Raw genomic sequence first — 16169 nt, forward strand, 5'->3', positions numbered from 1 at the left:
GCCGCCGACCGTGCGGTGCCGCCGCCGCAGACCGCGCCGACGCCGGAGCAGCAGGTCGCGCAGGCGATGCCGCCGACGCGCATGGCGACGCAGCCCGAAGAGCGCGCCACGGTGGCCGAACCGGCGCGTCCGGCGCGCGTCGAGCCCAAGCCGGAGTCCAGATCCGACGCCAAGCCCGAGCACAAGCCGGAGCGCAAGCCCGAGCCGAAACCCGAGGCCAAGCCGGAGCGCAAGCCCGAATCGAAGCCCGAAGCGAAGCCCGAGTTCAAGCCTGATGGCCGGTCGGCCGACGCCGCCCGCGCACAGGCCCTGCTGGAAGGCCGGGCCGCGTCGGACCGCAAGCCCGATGCCGCCGCTGGCGGTGCCCGCTTCATCGTCCAGGTCGGTGCCTACGCCGACGGCAAGGCCGCGCAGGATGTGCGCGCCAAGGTCGAGCGGCTGGGCTTGAAGACCTACACCCAGGCGGTCGAGACCGCCGACGGCAAGCGCATCCGCGTGCGGGTCGGGCCGTTCAATTCGCGGGACGAGGCGGACAAGGTCGCAGCGAAGGTTCGCGGCGGTGGCCTCTCCTCGGCCGTGCTGACGCTCTGACGGGCCGGCACGGAGACCAGGACGATGCCCGGCCATGAACACCTCGCGCCACGATCGCCAGCCGCCCGCCGCGGAGTGCCGCGATGAACTGGGTCGACATCGCGCTGCTGAGCCTGTTCGCGATCTCGGTGCTGCTGGGGGCCTGGCGCGGCCTGGTGTTCGAGTTGATGACGATCGCCGGTTGGGGGGTGGCCTATCTGGCGTCGCCCTTCGTCGCCCCGTTCATCGAGCGCTTCATCCCGCCGGAGAAGGTCGGCCCGGCGCTGATCCATGCGCTGGGACTCGTGCTGGGCTTCATCCTCGTCCTGCTGGTGTGGGGCCTGGGCGCGAAGCTGGTCCGGGCGCTGATCCACGCGACCCCGCTGGGACTGATCGACCGGCTCGGCGGCGCGGCCTTCGGCGTGCTGCGGGCGGTGCTGCTGGCGCTGCTGGCCACCGTCATCGTCGGCATGACGCCGGCCGTGCGCTCGGAGCCCTGGACCGAATCGCAGATCGCGCCCTGGCTGCAGGTCGCGCTGACGCAGTTGCGGCCGCTGTTGCCGGCGGCGCTGCACGACTACATTCCGGCCTGAGCGTCACAAGCGCCCGGGTCTTCGCTTTCCTCCCGTTTCCAGAGCATTGAAGGACCTCCCATGTGCGGCATCGTCGGTGTGATTTCCAAGGCGCCGGTCAACCAGCTGATCTATGACGCGCTGCTGCTGCTGCAGCACCGCGGTCAGGACGCGGCCGGCATCGTCACGATGCAGGGCCACAAGTGCTTCATGCACAAGGCGCGCGGCATGGTGCGCGACGTCTTCCGCACCCGCAACATGCGCGCGCTGCCCGGCAACGTCGGCCTGGGCCAGGTCCGCTATCCGACGGCCGGCAATGCCTACTCCGAGGAAGAAGCCCAGCCCTTCTACGTCAACGCGCCTTACGGCATCGTGCTGGTCCACAACGGCAACCTGACCAACGCGCATGCGCTGAAGGACGAGCTGTTCGAGGTCGATCGCCGCCACATCAACACCGAGAGCGACACCGAGGTGCTGATCAACGTGCTGGCCCATGAGCTGGAGATGGCCGGCCGCGACCTGCCGCTGACGCCGGCGCAGATCTTCAAGGCCGTGGGCACGGTGCACAAGCGCATCAAGGGCTCGTACGGCGTGATCGCGCTGATCGCCGGCCATGGCCTGCTGGCCTTCCGTGATCCCTACGGCATCCGCCCGCTGTGCTTCGGACAGTCGGCCGACGGCGAGGTGATGGTGGCCAGCGAGAGCGTCGCGCTGGAGGGCACCGGCCACACGCTGACGCGTGACCTCGCGCCGGGCGAGGCGCTGTTCATCGACACCAGCGGCAAAATCCACACGCAGCAGTGCGCCGAGAACCCGACGCTGAATCCCTGCATGTTCGAGTTCGTCTACCTGGCGCGCCCGGACTCGGTGATGGACGGCATCTCGGTCTACCAGGCCCGGCTGAACATGGGCGAGACGCTGGCGCAGCGTCTGATCTCGACGATGCCGCCCAGCGAGATCGATGTCGTCATCCCGATTCCCGAGTCGAGCCGCCCGTCGGCGATGCAGTTGGCGCACCGCATCGGCAAGCCGTACCGCGAGGGCTTCGTCAAGAACCGCTATGTCGGCCGGACCTTCATCATGCCGGGCCAGTCGACGCGCAAGAAATCGGTGCGCCAGAAGCTGAACGCGATCGGCCTCGAGTTCAAGGGCCGCAATGTGCTGCTGGTCGATGACTCCATCGTGCGCGGCACGACGTCCAAGGAGATCGTCCAGATGGCCCGCGAGGCCGGCGCCAAGAAGGTCTACCTGGCCTCGGCCGCGCCGCCGGTGCGCTTCCCCAACGTCTACGGCATCGACATGCCGACGAAGGAGGAATTGATCGCCCATGGTCGCTCGATCGAGGAGATCCGCCAGTTCATCGGCGCCGACGCGCTGATCTACCAGGACGTCGACGCGATGAAGCGGGTGGTCGCCCAGTTGCGTCCGGGGCTGAACGGTTTCGAGGCCTCCTGCTTCGACGGCCAGTACATCACCGGCGACGTGTCGGCCGAGGACTTCGCGACGCTGCAGGCGCAGCGCAAGTCGCAGCCCGAGGAGGAGGACCTGCCGGCGCGCAGCCGCCTCGCGCTGCAGAGCGGCGGAGACCAGTGATGGCCAAGGACAAGCAAGGCGGCATTCCGCGCGTGGACCTGCCGGCCGACGCCCGCCTGGACACCCTGGCGGTCCGCGAGGGCCTGCCGCCGTCGCCGTGGGGCGAGAACTCCGAGGCGCTGTACCTGACCAGTTCCTTCGTTCATCCGGACGCGGCCACCGCCGCGCGCCGCTTCGCCAACGAGGAGGAGGCCTTCGTCTACAGCCGCTTCTCCAATCCGACGGTGATGATGATGGAGCGCCGGCTCGCGGCGCTCGAGGGCACCGAGGCCTGCATCGCGACCTCGTCCGGCATGTCGGCGATCATGCTGCTCGTCATGGGCCTGCTCAAGGCCGGCGATCACGTCGTCTGCTCGCGCTCGGTGTTCGGCTCGACGATCAAGCTGCTGCAGGGCGAGTTCGGCAAGTTCGGCGTCCAGACGACCTTCGTGTCGCAGACCGACCTGGCGGAGTGGAAGAACGCGCTGCAGCCCAACACCAAGCTGCTGTTCGCCGAGACCCCGACCAACCCGCTGACCGAGGTCTGCGACGTCGCCGCGCTGGCGGAGATCGCGCATGGCCACGGCGCACTGCTCGCGGTCGACAACTGCTTCGCATCGCCCGCGCTGCAGCAGCCGGCGAAGATGGGCGCGGACTTCATCATCCACTCCGGCACCAAGTACCTCGACGGCCAGGGCCGCGTGATCGCCGGCGCGATCTGCGGCCCGGCGAAGTTCATCGACGAGGTGTTCACGCCGGTGATGCGCTCGGTCGGCATGTCGCTGTCTCCGTTCAATGCGTGGGTCGTGCTCAAGGGCATGGAGACGCTGTCGGTGCGCATGAAGGCGCAGACCGCCAGCGCCGCGCGGCTGGCCGAATGGCTGGAGGCCCATCCCGGCGTCGAGCGCGTCTATTACCCGGGCCTGAAGTCGCACCCGCAGCACGAGCTCGCGATGCGCCAGCAAGGCGGGCAGGGCGGGGCGGTGGTGTCCTTCATCGTCAAGGGGGGCGCCCGCGCGGCCGAGGACGGCGGTCGATCCGCCGCCTTCCACGTGATCGACCAGACGCGCATCTGCTCGATCACCGCCAACCTGGGCGATACCAAGACCACCATCACCCATCCGGCCAGCACCTCGCACGGCCGGCTCACCGAGCCGCAGCGCCAGGCGGCCGGCATCACGCAGGGACTGATCCGCGTCGCGGTCGGCCTCGAAGACATCGAAGACATCAAGGCCGACCTGGCCCGTGGTTTGAACTCGCTATGACCTCTCCCATCCGCACCCGCATCGCGCCCTCGCCGACGGGCTTCCTGCATCTGGGCACGGCCCGCACGGCGCTGTTCTCCTGGGCCTACGCGCGTCACCATGGTGGCCAATTCGTGCTGCGCATCGAGGACACCGACGTCGCCCGCTCGACGCAGGACTCGGTCGAGCAGATCCTGGCCTCGATGAAGTGGCTGGGGCTCGAGTACGACGAGGGCCCGATCTACCAGATGCAGCGCCTGGAGCGCTATCACGCCGTCGTCGAGCAGATGATCGCGGCCGGCACCGCCTACCGCTGCTATTGCACGCCGGAAGAGCTGGATGCGATGAAGGCCGGTCAGGAAGCGCGTGGCGAGAAGCGTCGCTACGACGGCACCTGGCGTCCGGAGCCGGGCAAGACGCTGCCGGCGATTCCCGAGGGCGTGACGCCGGTGGTCCGCTTCAAGAATCCCATCGACGGCGACGTGACCTGGGACGACGTGGTCAAGGGCCCGATCACCATCAACAACCGCGAGATCGATGACCTCATCATCCTGCGGCCCGACGGTGTGCCGACCTACAACTTCGCCGTCGTGATCGACGACTGGGACATGGCCATCACCCATGTCTTCCGTGGCGACGAGCACATCAACAACACGCCCTGGCAGATCAACATCTTCAAGGCCCTGGGCGCGAAGCTGCCCGCCTTCGGCCACATCCCGGTGATCCTAGGCGATGACGGTCAGAAGCTGTCCAAGCGCCGCGGCGCGGTCAGCGTGACCGCCTACGAGGACAACGGCTACCTGCCCGAGGCGATGCTGAACTACCTGGCGCGCCTGGGCTGGAGCCACGGGGACGACGAGCTGTTCTCGATCGAGCAGATGGTGTCGTGGTTCGACGGCAGCCACATCTCCAAGAGTCCGGCCCAGTGGGATCCGGCCAAGCTGGAGTGGGTCAACGCCCATTACATCAAGCAGGCGGACGATGCACGGCTCGCGACGCTGGTGACGGCGCAACTGGCCAAGCGCGGCCTGAGCGCGCCGCAGCGCCTGGAGGCGATGTGCGGTCTGTTCAAGGACCGCTGCAGCACGACGGTGGCGCTGGCGGACTGGCTGGCGATGTACGTGTCGCCGGTGACGCCCAGCGACGCCGACCGCGCCCAGCACCTGACCGACGCGGTCAAGCCGGCGGTGCTCACGTTCGCCGACAAGCTCGAGGGCCTGGCGACCTGGGACAAGGCCTCGATCAGCGCCGCCATCAAGGAAACGATCGCGGCGCACGGCCTGAAGATGCCGCAACTGGCCATCCCGGTGCGCGTGCTGGCCTGCGGTCGCGCGCAAACGCCGTCGGTCGACGCGGTCCTGGAACTCTTCGACAAAGAAATTTTGTTGAACCGCTTGCGTTCCGTTTAAAACTCGTTCTATACTCTCGTTCTCGCTTGAACAGCGCGACGTTCGAAACGAACTTCGATGCGACGGACAGCGGATCAAAACGGGGAGCGCGAGCTCCCCGATGAGATTCAAGAAAGTCGAAACGAAGCAGATTCGAATCCCCAAAGGGGGTATAGCTCAGCTGGGAGAGCGCTTGCATGGCATGCAAGAGGTCAGCGGTTCGATCCCGCTTACCTCCACCAAACCTCGGTTTGCGTGGCGCGCGGTTCAAGGAATGAAGGTTTAGTCCCCTTCGTCTAGAGGCCTAGGACACCACCCTTTCACGGTGATTACAGGGGTTCGAATCCCCTAGGGGACGCCAAGTTTTCGAGCTTGGTTACTGACCGAGATTCAGTGTGAAAATCGAAGATTCTTCGGAATTCGATTTGATCGTTGTAAAAATCAGGTATAGTAACGAAATCGACGCGGAGAAGCGATCAAGTCATTGATTGAATCGAAGCGAGACCAGTTTGATGCGACGAATCGAGAGATTCCAAGTATCTGGAGTGGTAGTTCAGTTGGTTAGAATACCGGCCTGTCACGCCGGGGGTCGCGGGTTCGAGCCCCGTCCACTCCGCCAACACTGTTGAGACTCGGGCAGCGTACCGATTCGATGCGTCAGCATTCGGGGGTATAGCTCAGCTGGGAGAGCGCTTGCATGGCATGCAAGAGGTCAGCGGTTCGATCCCGCTTACCTCCACCAGGTTCCTTGGGAGCCTGGGTTGCCGGTACGCATTGACCGAGTCGCAGCAAGAAGGTTCAGTCCCCTTCGTCTAGAGGCCTAGGACACCACCCTTTCACGGTGATTACAGGGGTTCGAATCCCCTAGGGGACGCCAAGTTTGACAAGGCTTGGCTGCATCGCGGTTTCATAAGAATCCGTTTGCTTGCAGCGAAACTTGTTCGCGAACGGTATCGACGCGCTCAACAGCGTCGTATCTGGAGTGGTAGTTCAGTTGGTTAGAATACCGGCCTGTCACGCCGGGGGTCGCGGGTTCGAGCCCCGTCCACTCCGCCAACATTTGAAACCCCGCCTGCGAAAGCCGGCGGGGTTTTTCTTTTGCGCGTCTATCGAATACCGTGGACGAGCGCAATGCGGCAAATCCATTACCTGGCGCTTGGACCGGGTGAAAGTGCCGTCCCGATCAGATATCGGGATACTCCCGCTTTCGCTGCGCCGTATAACTCCACCAATCTCGCGGCGGCGCACCGTTCATGAAATCCACTGCAGCCATATAGGTGTCGAGGACGCAAGGATCGTGGCGCCGACCAGTGATTTGGCAGATGCGCTGATACAGCGCGAAAGCATCGGCGCCAATGAGGTCCGTAGGATGGCGAATCCCCATCGCTTCGAAATCCCGGACCATCGCCGGTCCGATGTTGGGGATTTGCCGCAGCTCCGTGCATTCCAGCGCCGACGCCGCCTTCGTGTGCGTTTTGCGCGCGCTTGAGCGGACTTCGGACACGGCGACGACCGTCTGTCTCAGTGGAAGCCGCCGGCGCGGATCAGGCCCACCGCCAAGCCTTCGATCGCGAACTGTTCATCCGGTGCAACCTCGATCGGCTCGAAATCAGGGTTCTCCGGCAGGAGGCGGATGCCGTCCGGATGACGTTGGAAGCGCTTCACCGTGACCTCGTCACCGAGACGCGCCACGACGACCTGACCATTGCGCGCTTCGCTGATCTTCTTCACGGCCAGCAGGTCGCCGTCCATGATGCCGATGTCCTTCATGCTCATGCCTTTCACGCGCAGCAGGAAGTCCGGCGCCTTCGAGAACATCGAGGGGTCGACGCTATAGTGCTGCTCCACATGTTCCTCGGCGAGGATGGGCGCGCCGGCCGCGACCCGGCCGACCAGCGGCAGCGTCAGTTGCGCCAGGCTGGCCAGCGGCAGGGCGAACTGGCTGTGCTCCCGGGCGCGGTTGACCTGGCGCAGCGCGGTCGACGGCAGGCGGATGCCGCGCGCGGTGCCCCCCACCAGTTCGATGACGCCCTTGCGGGCGAGCGCTTGCAGGTGTTCCTCGGCGGCGTTCGCGGACTTGAAGCCGAGTTGCTGCGCGATCTCGGCGCGCGTGGGGGGCGAGCCGGTGCTCTCGATGCTGTCGCGGACCAGATCGAAGATCTGTTGTTGGCGGGCGGTGAGTTTGGGTGGTGTATCCACGAGCACAGGCCTTTATTCCATGGAGGACTGGTTGGCATGCGAAGCGGCTTCGAGGGTTCGAAAGCCGCCTGAGAATCCATCCAGCATCTGGATTTTTATACAGGAGACGACAAATTGCAAAGCGCGCCCCAGACCCTCGTGATCATCGGCACCGGCGGGACGATCGCCGGCGCCTCTGGTAGCGCCACCGACAACGTCGGCTACAAGGCGGGTTCACTGTCGGTCGAGTCGCTGGTGGGGGCGGTGCCGGCGCTGGCGGCGCGGTCGCTGGAAGCCGAGCAGCTCGCGCAGCTGGACAGCAAGGACATGGACCACGCCACCTGGGCGCGCCTGGCGCGGCGCGTGCGCGAGCACCTGGACCGGCCCGAGGTCCGCGGCGTGGTGATCACCCACGGCACCGACACGCTCGAGGAAACCGCCTACCTGCTGCAGCGGGTGCTGGCGCCGGAGAAGCCGGTCGTGCTGACCGCCGCGATGCGTCCGGCGACGGCGATCCAGGCCGACGGTCCGCAGAACCTGCTGGATGCCGTGGCGGTCGCCGAGAGCGAAGGCGTGCGAGGCGTCATCGTCGTCGTGGCGGGCCAGGTCTGGTCCGGGCTCGAACTGCGCAAGTCGCACAGCTACCGGCTCGACGCCTTCGAGGCGGGGCCCGACGCCGGGCCGCTGGCCGTGGTGGAGGAGGGCGCCGTGCGGCGCTTCCGCGATTGGCCGGCGGGCGAAGCGCTCGGCGCGACGCTGTTGCCGGAGGATGCGACCCAGTGGCCCTGGGTGGAGGTGCTCGGCAGCCATGCGGGCGCCGATGCGCGGTCGCTCGAGGCATGGCGGGCGGCCGGTCTTCAGGGGCTGGTGCTGGCCTGCACGGGCAACGGCACGGTGAACCGGGCGCTCGAGGCGCCGGTGCGGGCGCTCAAGCAGGCTGGCGTGCCGGTGTGGCGCACGACGCGCTGCGCGCAGGGCCGCATCGTCGGCGCCAAGGACGAGCCAGCCGCGGCGCTGTCGCCCTGGGCGGCGCGCGTCGAGCTGATGCTCAGCTTGTTGCAGCGCTGAGCGAGGCCAGTCGCGACGGGACATGCTTGGCGAGTCGCGCCGCGCGATGCGTCGACGGAACCGTGAATGAAAAAGAGCCGGCATGACCGGCGCTTTCTCTTGGCATGAACCGACGGCGACGGCGCGTCGCCGCGTCCTCAGACGATCGTCAGCGTGACGTCGACATTGCCGCGGGTGGCGTTCGAGTATGGGCAGACCTCGTGGGCGTCGGCCACCAGCTTTTCCAGCTGCGCGCGGTCCATGCCCGGCACCGAGATCTTCATCGACACGGCGATGCCGAAGGCGCCCGGCTTGTTGGCGTGCGGGCCGATGCCGACCTCGCTGGTGATCGAGACCTCGGCCGGCAGGGCGACCTTGTTGCGCGCCGACACCGCCTTCATCGCGCCGATGAAGCAGGCGGAGTAGCCCGCGGCGAACAGTTGCTCGGGGTTGGTGCCGGCGCCGTCGTCGCCGCCCAGTGCCTTGGGCGTGGACAGCTGGACCTTCAGGCGGTCGTCGGACGATTGCGCGGTGCCTTGACGGCCGCCGGTGGCGGTGGCGGTGGCGGTGTAGAGGGCTTTTTCGATGGCCATGTGGGGCTCCTTGGTGGTGACAGGTGAGGGTGGGTGAAAGCGGAACGTCAGCGGCCGGGGCCGACGAGGTCGTTGTCGGCGGTGGCCGGATCGCGCGCCAGGTGCGTGAGCACGTTGCTGCGCAATTCATGCAGGCGCGTCGTGAGCGTCTGCAGCTCGGTGGGGCTGCAGGCGCTGGCGCAGGCCAGTTGTTCGGGAATGCCGACCGCCTGCTCGCGCAGCGCGCGGCCGGCGGCCGTCAGGTGGATTTCGACGCGGCGTTCGTCAGCCAGCGCGCGGCGGCGCTCGATCAGGCCGCCGGTCTCCAGCCGCTTGAGCAGCGGCGTGAGCGTGCCCGAGTCCAGGCTCAGCCGTTGTCCCAGGTCCGAGACGCTCAGGCCGTCCTGCTCCCACAGCACCAGCATCGCGAGGTACTGCGGATAGGTCAGGCCCAGCGGCGCCAGCAACGGCTTGTAGAGCTTGGTCATCGCCAGGGACGTCGAATACAGCGCGAAGCACAGCTGCACGTCCAGCTGCAGCCAGTCGGTGCCCGCGGGCATCGGCTGGGCGCGGACGGCAGCGGCGGTGCTGGCGTCTTGCGGGGAGGTGGTCGTCTTCGGCATGGGATGAACTGTAGCGAGCAATTCAATTGCGCACAATTGAAATGGTCTTTCATGCCGGTTGAGGCGAACTATCGGTGTGTCAGGCGTTGACCGCCAGCGCGGGAACAGGGGACGCGGCTTGGAACGCAGGGCCTCGATCGATGGCCCTCGCCCGCAGAGCGGGCGAGGGGCTTCAGCGCGGCGTCAGCCCGTCGACATGATCGCGTCGACCTGCTCGCTGAGCTCGAGCCAGCGCATCTCGGCTTCCTCCACCTCGTCGCCGATCGCCTTGAGCCGCTTGCCGGCCTCGGCGATCTGCGCGGGCGATTGGCCGGCGGCGGACAACTGCGCCTCGAGCGCGGCGCGCTCCTCGGTCCAGGCCTTCATGCGCGCGTCGATCTGCTCCATCTCCTTGCGCAGTGGACGCGTCTGCTCATTGAGCTTCTGACGTTGCTGGCCGGTGAGCTTGCGTTCCTCGCGCTTGACCGGCGCCGGGGCCGGCGTCGGCATCACCGCCACGGGCGTCGCTGCCGGCGCGGGGGTCGCGGCCGCGCTCGAAGCCGAAGCCGAACCGGACCCCGAACGCGCTGCCCGCAGCGCCTGCTTGGCTTCTTCCTTCGCCAGCTTGGCCGCTTCCTTGGACTGCTCCAGCAGCCAGCGCTGGTAGTCGTCCAGGTCGCCGTCGAAGGGCGCCAGCTTGCCATCGGCCACCAGCCAGAACTCGTCGCAGACCTCGCGCAGCAGCGCGCGGTCGTGGCTGACCAGCATGACGGTGCCCTCGAACTCGTTGAGCGCCATCGACAGCGCCTCGCGGGTCTGCAGGTCCAGATGGTTCGTGGGCTCGTCCAGCAGCAGCAGGTTGGGGCGCTGCCAGACCAGCATCGCCAGCACCAGCCGCGCCTTCTCGCCGCCGGACAGGCTGCCGACCTCCTGGTTCACCATGTCCCCGACGAAGCGGAACTGGCCCAGGAAGTCGCGCAGCTCCTGCTCGCGCGCGCCCGGGCTGACTTCCTTGGCCAGCCGGATCATGTGCATCAGCGGTCCCTCGTCGGGCCGCAGCACGTCCATCTCCTGCTGCGCGAAGTAGCCGATCGACAGGCCCTTGCCCTCGGTGATGGTGCCGCCCAGCGCGCGCTGCATGCGCGCCACCGTCTTCACGAAGGTCGACTTGCCCTGGCCGTTGGCGCCCAGGATGCCGAAGCGCTGGCCCGCGAGCACCGAGCGGTCGATGCCGCGCACGATGACCTTCTCGCCCTCGCTCGTGTCGTAGCCCACCGACACGGTGTCGAACATCAGCATCGGATTGGGCAGGTTCAGCGGCTCGCGGAACTCGAAGCTGAAGTCCGAGGCGGTCAGCACCGGCGCCAGCTTCTCCATGCGCTCCAGCGCCTTCACCCGGCTCTGCGCCTGCTTGGCCTTGCTGGCCTTGGCCTTGAAGCGGTCGATGAATTTCTGCAGGTGCGCCATGCGCTCCTGCTGCTTGTCGAAGGCCTGCTGCTGCTGGAGCATGCGCTCGGCGCGCATCGACTCGAAGGCGGTGTAGTTGCCGCCATAGCGATGCAGCTTGGCATCGTCCAGATGCAGCGTGACCTTGGTGATCGCGTCCAGGAACTCCCGGTCGTGGCTGATGACGATCAGCGTGCCTTCATAGCGCTGCAGCCAGGCTTCCAGCCAGACCAGCGCGTCCAGGTCCAGGTGGTTGGTCGGCTCGTCCAGCAGCATCAGGTCGGACGGGCACATCAGCGCGCGCGCCAGCTGCAGCCGCATGCGCCAGCCGCCGGAGAAGCTGTTCACCGGCGCGTCGACCTGCGTGCCCTTGAAGCCCAGGCCCATCAGCAGCGCCTGCGCGCGGGCCGGGGCGTCCAGGCTGCCGGCGTCCATCAGCTGCGCATAGGCATCGGCGATGGCATGGCCGTCGTCGGCCGCCTCCGCGTCGGCCAATGCCTGCCGCGCGGCCATCAGCCGGATGTCGCCCTCGAGCACGAACTCGGTGGCCGGCATGTCGGTCTCGGGCATGTGCTGCGCCACCTCGGCCAGCGCCCAGTGACGCGGGATCTCGACATCGCCCTTGTCGCTGTGCAGCCGATCGGTCAGCAGCGCGAAGAGGCTGGACTTGCCCGCGCCGTTGCGGCCGACCAGGCCGACCTTCTCGCCGGGCTGCAGCACGACGCTCGCATCGTCCAGGACGACCTTGGTGCCGCGCCGCAGCACCACGTTGCGCAAGGTGATCATGCGGACGCTCCCTCGGCGCCGAAACCGGCGGCCACCAGCGCCTCGCGCGTCACCAGCAATACCTGGTCCTCGCCGGCCGAGGTCTCGAGCCAGGCCGCTTCGAGCTGCGGGAAGGCAGCCTCGAAGAACGCGCGCTCGTTGCCGATCTCGAGGACCAGCACCGCATGAGCGCTCATCCGCGCCGGCGCGTCGGCCAGCAGGCGGCGGATGAAGTCCATGCCATCGGCGCCGCCGGCCAGCGCGAGCTCGGGCTCGGCGCGGTATTCGTCGGGCAGCGCGGCCATTGAGGCGCTGTTGACGTAGGGCGGGTTGCACAAGATCAGGTCATATGCGCCCTGCGCCGGCTCCAGACCGTCGCCCTGCAGCAGTCGCACCCGATCGCCGAGCTGGTGGCGCTCGACGTTGATCGCCGCGACCGCGAGCGCGTCGGCGCTCAGGTCGATCGCGTCGACCGTCACGTCCGGCCAGGCCATCGCCGCCAGCACCGCCAGACTGCCGTTGCCGGTGCACAGGTCCAGCACGCGCGAGGTCTGGTCCGACAGCCAGGCATCGATGGTCGCGTCGGCGAGCAGCTCCGCGATGAAGCTGCGCGGCACGATGGCGCGCTCATCGACGTAGAAGGGCACGCCCTGCAGCCAGGCCTCGCGCGTCAGGTACGCGGCCGGCTTGCGGCTGGCGATGCGTTGCTCCACCAGGGCCTCGACCTTCTCGCGCCCGGCGTCGTCGACCGCCTCGTCCGCATGCGCGTCGAGGGCGTCCAGTGGCAGGTCCAGCGCCCACAGGCACAGCCAGGCGGCCTCGTCGAAGGCGTTCGTGGTGCCATGCCCAAACGAAACGCCCGCCTCGGTGAGGCGGGCGGCCTGGGCCTCGATCAATTCCAACAGCGTCACAGCAGCAGATTCTCCAGGGTGCGGCGGTAGATGCGCGTCAGCGGCGCGATCTGGTCCAGCGGCACGTATTCGTCGATTTTGTGGATGCTCGCATTGAGCGGTCCGAATTCCACCACCTGCGGGCAGAGCTTGGCGATGAATCGCCCATCCGAGGTGCCGCCGGTCGTCGAGAGCTCGGTCTTCACACCGGTCTCGGCCTCGATGGCGGCGCCGATCGCCGCCGACAGCGCGCCCACCGGCGTCAGGAAGGGCTCGCCCGAGAGCGACCAGTCCAGCGTGTAGTCCAGGCCATGGCGCTCGAGCAGCGCATGCACGCGCTGGCGCAGCGTCTCGGGCGTCGATTCGGTCGAGAAGCGGAAGTTGAAGTCCACCGCCAGCTCGCCAGGGATCACATTGCCCACGCCGGTGCCGGCGGCGATGTTGGAGATCTGGAAGGTCGTCGGCGGGAAGTAGGCATTGCCGCCGTCCCACTCGGTCACCGCCAGTTCGGCCAGCGCCGGCGCGGCCTGGTGCACCGGATTGCGCGCCAGCTGCGGATAGGCGACGTGGCCCTGGATGCCGATCACCCGCAGCTTGCCCGACAGCGAGCCGCGGCGGCCGTTCTTGACCGTGTCGCCCAGACGCTCGACCGAGGTCGGCTCGCCGACGATGCAGTAGTCCAGCCGCTCGCCGCGCGCGCGCAGCCGTTCGACGCAGACGACGGTGCCGTCGCGCGCCGGGCCTTCCTCGTCGCTGGTCAGCAGGAAGGCGACGCTGCCCCGGTGGGCCGGATGCGCCGCGACGAAGGCCTCGGCCGCCACGACCATCGCCGCCAGCGAGGTCTTCATGTCCGCCGCGCCGCGCCCGTACAGGCGGCCGTCCCGCACCGTGGGCACGAAGGGATCGCTGGTCCACCGGGCCAGGTCGCCGGTGGGCACGACATCGGTGTGACCGGCGAAGACCAGCACCGGCGCATCGGCCTGGGCGCCACGGCGCACCGCCCACAGGTTGCTGACGCGGAAGTCGTCCGGGCCGCTGTCCATCCGTTCGAGCGCGAAGCCGGCCGCGGCCAGTCGCGCGCCGATCAGCTCGAGGCAGCCGGCGTCCTGCGGCGTCACCGACGCGCGGGCGATCAGCTGCTCGAGCAGCGCAAGGGTGTCGTCGTCCATGGGCTCAGGGGAGCGCCGAGGTCAACCCGGCTGCACGTCCAGCGTGATCGAGGTGAAGTTGGCGGTGTCCTCGGCCGGCTCTTCCTTCTTCGGCGCGCCCGGGCCGCCGGGCTTGACGCCGGGGCCGTCGTTCTGCAGACGCCAGAGCAGGTTGGTCGGCGAGTCGGCGAAGGCCAGGCCTTCCTCGCGGGTGATCGTGCCGTCGGTGATGAGGCGGGCGAAGTGCTCCTCGAAGCTCTGCGAGCCCTCGGCGATCGACTTCTCCATCGCCTCCTTGACGCCGGCGAAGTCGCCTTGCTCGATCAGCTCGGCGATCAGCTTGGTGTTGAGCAGGATCTCGGTGACCGGCACGCGGCCGCCGGCGGCGGCGCGCACCAGGCGCTGCGAGATCACCGCCTTCAGGCCGGCGCCCAGGTCGTTCAGCATCGCCGGACGGGACTCCGGCGTGTAGAACGACATGATCCGGTTGAGCGCGTGGTAGCTGTTGTTGCCGTGCAGCGTGGCCACCACCAGGTGGCCGGACAACGCGTAGGAGATCGCCGCGGTCATGGTCTCGCGATCGCGGATCTCGCCGATCAGGATGCAGTCCGGCGCCTGGCGCAGCGCGTTCTTCAGCGCGATCTGCAGCGAGGCGGTGTCGCGGCCGACCTCGCGCTGGTTGACCAGCGATCGCTTGTTGGTGAACAGGTATTCCAGCGGATCCTCGATGGTGAGGATGTGGCCGGTCATCGTCTGGTTGCGGTGCTCCAGCATCGACGCGAGCGTGGTGCTCTTGCCGGTGCCGGTCGCGCCGACCATCAGGATCAGGCCCCGCTTCTCGGTGATCAGCTTGCCCAGGATGGGCGGCAGGCCCAGGCTGTCCAGCGTCGGGATCACATGCGGGATGTGGCGGAACACCGCCGCGATCGAGCCGCGCTGGCGGAAGCCCGACAGCCGGAAGCTGCCGACCTTCGGGATGGAGACCGCCAGGTTCAGCTCGCCGTTGGCGTCCAGTTCGGCCAGGTGCTGCGGATCGATGACCTCGGAGATCAGCGCGCGCGGCTGCGCCGGCGTCAGCAGCTGATCCGACAGCTGGAGCATCTGCCCGTTGATCCGGATCAGCACCGGCATGTTGGCCGACAGGTAGGTGTCGGACGCGCCCTTCTCGGCCATCAGGCGCAGGATGCGCTCCATGTTTCCCGTGCTCATCTCCGTCCCTTCCAAAGCGGATAGTTGGTTTTACCCAGCGGAGCCCTGAGGACTGGCTTTGCCAGGTTCACAGGCTCGCCCCCTCTTGAGGGGGCCGGCGAAGCCGGTAGGGGGTGGGGTCCGATCTCAGGCGCGCAGCAGCTCGTTGATGCTGGTCTTGGCGCGGGTGCCGGCGTCGACCTTCTTGACGATGATCGCGGCGTACAGGCTGTACTTGTCGTTCTTGGGCAGGCTGCCGCTGATGACCACCGAGCCGGCCGGCACGCGGCCGTAGGACACGGTGTCGGTCTCGCGGTCGTAGATCGGGGTGCTCTGGCCGATGTAGACGCCCATCGAGATCACCGAGTTCTCCTCGACGATCACGCCTTCGACGATCTCCGAGCGGGCGCCGATGAAGCAGTTGTCCTCGATGATGGTCGGGTTGGCCTGCAGCGGCTCGAGCACGCCGCCGATGCCGACGCCGCCCGACAGGTGGACGTTCTTGCCGATCTGCGCGCAGGAGCCGACGGTGGCCCAGGTGTCGACCATCGTGCCCTCGTCGACGTAGGCGCCGATGTTCACGTAGGACGGCATCAGCACGACGTTCTTCGCCATGAAGCTGCCGCGGCGGGCGACGGCCGGCGGCACGACGCGCACGCCGGTGGCGCGCAGTTGCTCGTCGCTCAGGCCGCCGAACTTGGTCGGCACCTTGTCGAAGAAGGTCATGTCGCCGGCGCCCATCTGGCGGTTGTCGTTCAGGCGGAAGGACAGCAGCACGGCCTTCTTGATCCACTGGTGGACGGTCCACTCGCCGACGGCCTTGCGCTCGGCCACGCGCAGCGTGCCGGCGTCCAGGCGCGCCAGCACCTCGTCCACGGCGGCGCGGACTTCCGGGCTGTTGGCCGAGGTCAGGTTGGAGCGGCCTTCCCAGGCCAGGTCGATGATGGATTGCAGGTCTTGCGTCATGGTGCGGATCGTTCGGGGAAA

The 16169-nt window shown here is 67.7% G+C and carries 15 protein-coding genes and 6 tRNA genes; 12 read left to right on the forward strand and 9 right to left on the reverse strand.

What is annotated here, in order from left to right; genetic code table 11:
* The 11 genes from CS062_RS18340 to CS062_RS18390 all read left to right on the forward strand — a co-directional run.
* A partial coding sequence (locus CS062_RS18340) for an SPOR domain-containing protein (protein WP_199174281.1) occupies positions 1 to 591 on the forward strand: 591 nt, incomplete at its 5' end.
* Between the two features lie 83 nt (positions 592 to 674).
* Complete coding sequence (locus CS062_RS18345) at positions 675 to 1163, forward strand: CvpA family protein (protein WP_099863021.1); 489 nt, start codon at positions 675 to 677, stop codon at positions 1161 to 1163.
* 60 nt (positions 1164 to 1223) lie between these two features.
* The gene (gene purF, locus CS062_RS18350) at positions 1224 to 2735 is read left to right on the forward strand and encodes an amidophosphoribosyltransferase (RefSeq protein WP_099863022.1); all 1512 of its coding nucleotides are present in this window, start codon (positions 1224 to 1226) and stop codon (positions 2733 to 2735) included.
* Positions 2735 to 3979 (forward strand): O-succinylhomoserine sulfhydrylase, encoded by a 1245-nt coding sequence (locus tag CS062_RS18355; protein ID WP_099863023.1) that lies wholly within the window; start codon positions 2735 to 2737, stop codon positions 3977 to 3979. The genes purF and CS062_RS18355 overlap by 1 nt, the downstream gene beginning before the upstream one ends.
* Entirely contained in the window at positions 3976 to 5367 is a 1392-nt protein-coding gene (gltX, locus tag CS062_RS18360; RefSeq protein WP_099863024.1) for a glutamate--tRNA ligase, read from the forward strand. The genes CS062_RS18355 and gltX overlap by 4 nt, the downstream gene beginning before the upstream one ends.
* A gap of 145 nt (positions 5368 to 5512) precedes the next feature.
* Positions 5513 to 5588 (forward strand) — tRNA-Ala (locus CS062_RS18365).
* A 43-nt stretch (positions 5589 to 5631) separates the two neighbouring features.
* Positions 5632 to 5707, forward strand: a tRNA-Glu gene (locus CS062_RS18370).
* Positions 5708 to 5888: 181 nt separating this feature from the next.
* A tRNA-Asp gene (locus tag CS062_RS18375) sits at positions 5889 to 5965 on the forward strand.
* Positions 5966 to 6012: 47 nt separating this feature from the next.
* Positions 6013 to 6088: transfer RNA gene (locus CS062_RS18380), tRNA-Ala, on the forward strand.
* A gap of 59 nt (positions 6089 to 6147) precedes the next feature.
* Positions 6148 to 6223, forward strand: a tRNA-Glu gene (locus CS062_RS18385).
* Between the two features lie 102 nt (positions 6224 to 6325).
* Positions 6326 to 6402: transfer RNA gene (locus CS062_RS18390), tRNA-Asp, on the forward strand.
* A 127-nt stretch (positions 6403 to 6529) separates the two neighbouring features.
* Here CS062_RS18390 and CS062_RS18395 read toward each other — a convergent pair.
* On the reverse strand, positions 6530 to 6850 hold the full coding sequence (locus CS062_RS18395) for a helix-hairpin-helix domain-containing protein (protein WP_233218132.1): 321 nt from the start codon (positions 6848 to 6850) through the stop codon (positions 6530 to 6532).
* Positions 6851 to 6867: 17 nt separating this feature from the next.
* Complete coding sequence (gene lexA / locus CS062_RS18400; RefSeq protein WP_099863044.1) at positions 6868 to 7545, reverse strand: transcriptional repressor LexA; 678 nt, start codon at positions 7543 to 7545, stop codon at positions 6868 to 6870.
* 114 nt (positions 7546 to 7659) lie between these two features.
* On the opposite strand from lexA, the gene CS062_RS18405 reads away from it, so the two are divergent.
* Positions 7660 to 8592, forward strand: coding sequence for an asparaginase (locus tag CS062_RS18405; protein WP_099863026.1), 933 nt, complete (start codon positions 7660 to 7662; stop codon positions 8590 to 8592).
* A 137-nt stretch (positions 8593 to 8729) separates the two neighbouring features.
* Here CS062_RS18405 and CS062_RS18410 read toward each other — a convergent pair whose 3' ends face one another.
* The 7 genes from CS062_RS18410 to dapD all read right to left on the reverse strand — a co-directional run bounded on the left by CS062_RS18410 (position 8730) and on the right by dapD (position 16148).
* A complete protein-coding gene (locus tag CS062_RS18410) occupies positions 8730 to 9164 on the reverse strand; it encodes an organic hydroperoxide resistance protein (RefSeq protein ID WP_099863027.1) in 435 nt (144 codons plus the stop codon).
* A gap of 47 nt (positions 9165 to 9211) precedes the next feature.
* Positions 9212 to 9703, reverse strand: a complete 492-nt coding sequence (locus tag CS062_RS18415; RefSeq protein ID WP_233218136.1) for a MarR family winged helix-turn-helix transcriptional regulator — start codon at positions 9701 to 9703, stop codon at positions 9212 to 9214.
* A gap of 246 nt (positions 9704 to 9949) precedes the next feature.
* On the reverse strand, positions 9950 to 11977 hold the full coding sequence (locus tag CS062_RS18420) for an ATP-binding cassette domain-containing protein (protein ID WP_099863029.1): 2028 nt from the start codon (positions 11975 to 11977) through the stop codon (positions 9950 to 9952).
* Positions 11974 to 12867 carry a 50S ribosomal protein L3 N(5)-glutamine methyltransferase gene (gene prmB, locus CS062_RS18425; protein ID WP_099863030.1) on the reverse strand — a complete coding sequence of 298 codons (894 nt, stop codon included), beginning with the start codon at positions 12865 to 12867 and terminating at the stop codon, positions 11974 to 11976. Before prmB ends, CS062_RS18420 begins: the two co-directional genes overlap by 4 nt.
* A complete protein-coding gene (gene dapE / locus CS062_RS18430) occupies positions 12864 to 14015 on the reverse strand; it encodes a succinyl-diaminopimelate desuccinylase (RefSeq protein ID WP_099863031.1) in 1152 nt (383 codons plus the stop codon). The genes prmB and dapE overlap by 4 nt, the downstream gene beginning before the upstream one ends.
* A gap of 21 nt (positions 14016 to 14036) precedes the next feature.
* Entirely contained in the window at positions 14037 to 15203 is a 1167-nt protein-coding gene (locus CS062_RS18435; protein WP_099863032.1) for a PilT/PilU family type 4a pilus ATPase, read from the reverse strand.
* A gap of 126 nt (positions 15204 to 15329) precedes the next feature.
* Positions 15330 to 16148 carry a 2,3,4,5-tetrahydropyridine-2,6-dicarboxylate N-succinyltransferase gene (gene dapD / locus CS062_RS18440; protein WP_099863033.1) on the reverse strand — a complete coding sequence of 273 codons (819 nt, stop codon included), beginning with the start codon at positions 16146 to 16148 and terminating at the stop codon, positions 15330 to 15332.
* Positions 16149 to 16169 lie beyond the last annotated feature (21 nt).

It is taken from the genome of Roseateles chitinivorans (genome assembly GCF_002761755.1).
Taxonomy (GTDB): domain Bacteria; phylum Pseudomonadota; class Gammaproteobacteria; order Burkholderiales; family Burkholderiaceae_C; genus Roseateles; species Roseateles chitinivorans.